This is a genomic window from Geopseudomonas sagittaria (assembly GCF_900115715.1).
GTDB lineage: Bacteria > Pseudomonadota > Gammaproteobacteria > Pseudomonadales > Pseudomonadaceae > Geopseudomonas > Geopseudomonas sagittaria.
This window is the reverse complement of record NZ_FOXM01000044.1, coordinates 1-5,525: the sequence shown is the minus strand read 5'-3', so window position 1 is coordinate 5,525 and position 5,525 is coordinate 1. Positions and strand designations below refer to the sequence as shown.

Annotated in this window: 1 protein-coding gene, 2 tRNA genes and 3 rRNA genes; all 6 read right to left on the bottom strand. The window is 51.9% G+C overall.

The window, feature by feature from the left end; genetic code table 11:
- Positions 1-44: 44 nt before the first annotated feature.
- Positions 45-160, bottom strand: a 5S ribosomal RNA gene (gene rrf / locus BM297_RS21320).
- Between the two features lie 133 nt (positions 161-293).
- Positions 294-3,185 (bottom strand): 23S ribosomal RNA (locus BM297_RS21315).
- A 259-nt stretch (positions 3,186-3,444) separates the two neighbouring features.
- Positions 3,445-3,520, bottom strand: a tRNA-Ala gene (locus BM297_RS21310).
- A gap of 33 nt (positions 3,521-3,553) precedes the next feature.
- Positions 3,554-3,630 (bottom strand) — tRNA-Ile (locus tag BM297_RS21305).
- Between the two features lie 66 nt (positions 3,631-3,696).
- Positions 3,697-5,233: ribosomal RNA gene (locus BM297_RS21300) — 16S ribosomal RNA — on the bottom strand.
- Together the 16S, 23S and 5S rRNA genes with 2 tRNA genes alongside form the textbook arrangement of a ribosomal RNA operon.
- Positions 5,234-5,297: 64 nt before the next feature.
- Positions 5,298-5,525 (bottom strand): hypothetical protein (locus BM297_RS22010; protein WP_217648298.1); only part of this gene is annotated, 228 nt, incomplete at its 5' end.

The window sequence follows — 5,525 nt, the reverse complement described above, 5'->3', positions numbered from 1 at the left end:
CGAAACCCCGACCAGCGTTAGCTGATCGGGGTTTCTGTATAGGTGCTTGACGATGACCTACTCTCACATGGAGAAGCTCCACACTACCATCGGCGATGCGTCGTTTCACTGCTGAGTTCGGGATGGGATCAGGTGGTTCCAACGCTCTATGGTCGTCAAGCAATTTGTTGGGGAATCGTTTTTAGTCGCTTCCCCTAATTGGGTATGTGATATCGGTGTATCTTCGGTAATTTCACGTGCTCTTGCAAGCTTTCGGCCTGTCACACGCAAACAACAAATTGTTTGGGTGTTATATGGTCAAGCCTCACGGGCAATTAGTACTGGTTAGCTCAACGCCTCACAACGCTTACACACCCAGCCTATCAACGTCGTAGTCTTCGACGGCCCTTCAGGGAGCTCAAGGCTCCAGTGAGATCTCATCTTGAGGCAAGTTTCCCGCTTAGATGCTTTCAGCGGTTATCTTTTCCGAACATAGCTACCCGGCAATGCCACTGGCGTGACAACCGGAACACCAGAGGTTCGTCCACTCCGGTCCTCTCGTACTAGGAGCAGCCCCTCTCAAATCTCAAACGTCCACGGCAGATAGGGACCGAACTGTCTCACGACGTTCTAAACCCAGCTCGCGTACCACTTTAAATGGCGAACAGCCATACCCTTGGGACCGGCTTCAGCCCCAGGATGTGATGAGCCGACATCGAGGTGCCAAACACCGCCGTCGATATGAACTCTTGGGCGGTATCAGCCTGTTATCCCCGGAGTACCTTTTATCCGTTGAGCGATGGCCCTTCCATACAGAACCACCGGATCACTAAGACCTACTTTCGTACCTGCTCGACGTGTCTGTCTCGCAGTCAAGCGCGCTTTTGCCTTTATACTCTACGCGTGATTTCCGACCACGCTGAGCGCACCTTCGTACTCCTCCGTTACTCTTTAGGAGGAGACCGCCCCAGTCAAACTACCCACCATACACTGTCCTCGATCCGGATAACGGACCAGAGTTAGAACCTCAAGGTTGCCAGGGTGGTATTTCAAGGTTGGCTCCACGCAGACTGGCGTCCACGCTTCAAAGCCTCCCACCTATCCTACACAAGCAAGCTCAAAGTCCAGTGCAAAGCTATAGTAAAGGTTCACGGGGTCTTTCCGTCTAGCCGCGGATACACTGCATCTTCACAGCGATTTCAATTTCACTGAGTCTCGGGTGGAGACAGCGCCGCCATCGTTACGCCATTCGTGCAGGTCGGAACTTACCCGACAAGGAATTTCGCTACCTTAGGACCGTTATAGTTACGGCCGCCGTTTACCGGGGCTTCGATCAAGAGCTTCGCTTTCGCTAACCCCATCAATTAACCTTCCGGCACCGGGCAGGCGTCACACCCTATACGTCCACTTTCGTGTTTGCAGAGTGCTGTGTTTTTAATAAACAGTCGCAGCGGCCTGGTATCTTCGACCGGCATGGGCTTACGTAGTAAATACTTCACCCTCACCGGCGCACCTTCTCCCGAAGTTACGGTGCCATTTTGCCTAGTTCCTTCACCCGAGTTCTCTCAAGCGCCTTGGTATTCTCTACCCAACCACCTGTGTCGGTTTGGGGTACGGTTCCTGGTTACCTGAAGCTTAGAAGCTTTTCCTGGAAGCATGGCATCAACCACTTCGTCATCTAAAAGACAACTCGTCATCAGTTCTCAGCCTTAGGATCCCGGATTTACCTAAGATCCCAGCCTACAACCTTAAACTTGGACAACCAACGCCAAGCTGGCCTAGCCTTCTCCGTCCCTCCATCGCAGTAACCAGAAGTACAGGAATATTAACCTGTTTCCCATCGACTACGCTCTTCAGCCTCGCCTTAGGGACCGACTAACCCTGCGTCGATTAACGTTGCGCAGGAACCCTTGGTCTTTCGGCGTGGGAGTTTTTCACTCCCATTGTCGTTACTCATGTCAGCATTCGCACTTCTGATACCTCCAGCCAGCTTCTCAACTGACCTTCACAGGCTTACAGAACGCTCCTCTACCGCACATCCAAAGGATGCACCCGTAGCTTCGGTGTATGGTTTGAGCCCCGTTACATCTTCCGCGCAGGCCGACTCGACTAGTGAGCTATTACGCTTTCTTTAAAGGGTGGCTGCTTCTAAGCCAACCTCCTAGCTGTCTAAGCCTTCCCACATCGTTTACCACTTAACCATAACTTTGGGACCTTAGCTGACGGTCTGGGTTGTTTCCCTTTTCACGACGGACGTTAGCACCCGCCGTGTGTCTCCCACGCTCGCACTTCCAGGTATTCGGAGTTTGCATCGGTTTGGTAAGTCGGGATGACCCCCTAGCCGAAACAGTGCTCTACCCCCTGGAGTGATACGTGAGGCGCTACCTAAATAGCTTTCGAGGAGAACCAGCTATCTCCGAGCTTGATTAGCCTTTCACTCCTATCCACAAGTCATCCCCTGCCTTTTCAACGGAAGTGGGTTCGGTCCTCCAGTCAGTGTTACCTAACCTTCAACCTGCTCATGGATAGATCGCCCGGTTTCGGGTCTATACCCAGCGACTAAACGCCCTATTAAGACTCGCTTTCGCTACGCCTCCCCTAAACGGTTAAGCTCGCCACTGAATATAAGTCGCTGACCCATTATACAAAAGGTACGCAGTCACCCAACAAAGTGGGCTCCCACTGCTTGTACGCATACGGTTTCAGGTTCTATTTCACTCCCCTCTCCGGGGTTCTTTTCGCCTTTCCCTCACGGTACTGGTTCACTATCGGTCAGTCAGTAGTATTTAGCCTTGGAGGATGGTCCCCCCATATTCAGACAAAGTTTCTCGTGCTCCGTCCTACTCGATTTCACTTCAAGGATTCTTTCGTGTACGGGGCTATCACCCACTATGGCGGCACTTTCCAGAGCCTTCCACTAAAATCCAAGAAGCTTAAGGGCTAATCCCCGTTCGCTCGCCACTACTAAGGGAATCTCGGTTGATTTCTATTCCTCAGGGTACTTAGATGTTTCAGTTCCCCTGGTTCGCCTCTTGCACCTATGTATTCAGTACAAGATACCCAGCTTGTGCTGGGTGGGTTCCCCCATTCAGAGATCTCCGGATCAAAGTCTGTTTGCCGACTCCCCGAAGCTTTTCGCAGGCTACCACGTCTTTCATCGCCTCTGACTGCCAAGGCATCCACCGTATGCGCTTATTCACTTGACCATATAACCCCAAGCAATCTGGTTATATTCGTGTAAATACGACATTCGCCGAAAACTTGCGCTTGAACTCGCAAATTTACCTTGACTTGATTAGCCGCCAGTGAAAACGACTAACCAGTCTACTTCTATCACATACCCAAATTTTTAAAGAACAGTCTGATACAAAGACCAGAAATCAATGTTTCACCCTCCACATCTGCCTTGCGGCACCGGGCGGTAAACACTCATTTCTGAGCTTTCGGCGATTTTCGTCTTGGGAGTGGTGGAGCCAAGGAGGATCGAACTCCTGACCTCCTGCGTGCAAAGCAGGCGCTCTCCCAGCTGAGCTATGGCCCCATCAATTTTGACCGGCCTGCGCACCACGACAATTGGTGGGTCTGGGCAGATTCGAACTGCCGACCTCACCCTTATCAGGGGTGCGCTCTAACCAACTGAGCTACAGACCCAATCGCCTTTCATCAGTGAATCAAGCAATTCGTGTGGGAACTTATGAGGAAGCTGAAGTCTTCGATTAAGGAGGTGATCCAGCCGCAGGTTCCCCTACGGCTACCTTGTTACGACTTCACCCCAGTCATGAATCACTCCGTGGTAACCGTCCCCCCGAAGGTTAGACTAGCTACTTCTGGAGCAACCCACTCCCATGGTGTGACGGGCGGTGTGTACAAGGCCCGGGAACGTATTCACCGTGACATTCTGATTCACGATTACTAGCGATTCCGACTTCACGCAGTCGAGTTGCAGACTGCGATCCGGACTACGATCGGTTTTGTGAGATTAGCTCCACCTCGCGGTTTGGCAACCCTCTGTACCGACCATTGTAGCACGTGTGTAGCCCTGGCCGTAAGGGCCATGATGACTTGACGTCATCCCCACCTTCCTCCGGTTTGTCACCGGCAGTCTCCTTAGAGTGCCCACCATTACGTGCTGGTAACTAAGGACAAGGGTTGCGCTCGTTACGGGACTTAACCCAACATCTCACGACACGAGCTGACGACAGCCATGCAGCACCTGTGTCTGAGTTCCCGAAGGCACCAATCCATCTCTGGAAAGTTCTCAGCATGTCAAGGCCAGGTAAGGTTCTTCGCGTTGCTTCGAATTAAACCACATGCTCCACCGCTTGTGCGGGCCCCCGTCAATTCATTTGAGTTTTAACCTTGCGGCCGTACTCCCCAGGCGGTCAACTTATCGCGTTAGCTTCGTTACTAAGTCCTCAAGGAACCCAACAACTAGTTGACATCGTTTACGGCGTGGACTACCAGGGTATCTAATCCTGTTTGCTCCCCACGCTTTCGCACCTCAGTGTCAGTATTAGTCCAGGTGGTCGCCTTCGCCACTGGTGTTCCTTCCTATATCTACGCATTTCACCGCTACACAGGAAATTCCACCACCCTCTACCATACTCTAGCCCAGTAGTTTTGGATGCAGTTCCCAGGTTGAGCCCGGGGCTTTCACATCCAACTTGCTGAACCACCTACGCGCGCTTTACGCCCAGTAATTCCGATTAACGCTTGCACCCTTCGTATTACCGCGGCTGCTGGCACGAAGTTAGCCGGTGCTTATTCTGCTGGTAACGTCAAAGCAGCAAGGTATTAACTTACTGCCCTTCCTCCCAGCTTAAAGTGCTTTACAATCCGAAGACCTTCTTCACACACGCGGCATGGCTGGATCAGGCTTTCGCCCATTGTCCAATATTCCCCACTGCTGCCTCCCGTAGGAGTCTGGACCGTGTCTCAGTTCCAGTGTGACTGATCATCCTCTCAGACCAGTTACGGATCGTCGCCTTGGTGAGCCTTTACCCCACCAACTAGCTAATCCGACCTAGGCTCATCCGATAGCGCAAGGCCCGAAGGTCCCCTGCTTTCTCCCGTAGGACGTATGCGGTATTAGCGTTCCTTTCGAAACGTTGTCCCCCACTATCGGGCAGATTCCTAGGCATTACTCACCCGTCCGCCGCTGAATCAGGTAGCAAGCTACCCTCATCCGCTCGACTTGCATGTGTTAGGCCTGCCGCCAGCGTTCAATCTGAGCCATGATCAAACTCTTCAGTTCACATCATTGCGGGTTTTGAGAAAACCCTAAACTTGGCTCAGCAATCGCAAATAAACTCATGAATTCACGAGACTACTTGTGACGCTGATAATCTTGCGACCATCAGTCTTATCTCACAAGCACCCACACGAATTGCTTGATTCAACTTGTTAAAGAGCGTTTCGATCAAGTCTTTCGTCTCAACCGAGGCCGCGAATTCTACAGCAGCCTTGCAACCTGTCAAGCGTTTTTCGAAATTTTCTTTTCTACTCAACCACTTGCGTAACTCTTCCGCTGAGACAACCCGGGGGCC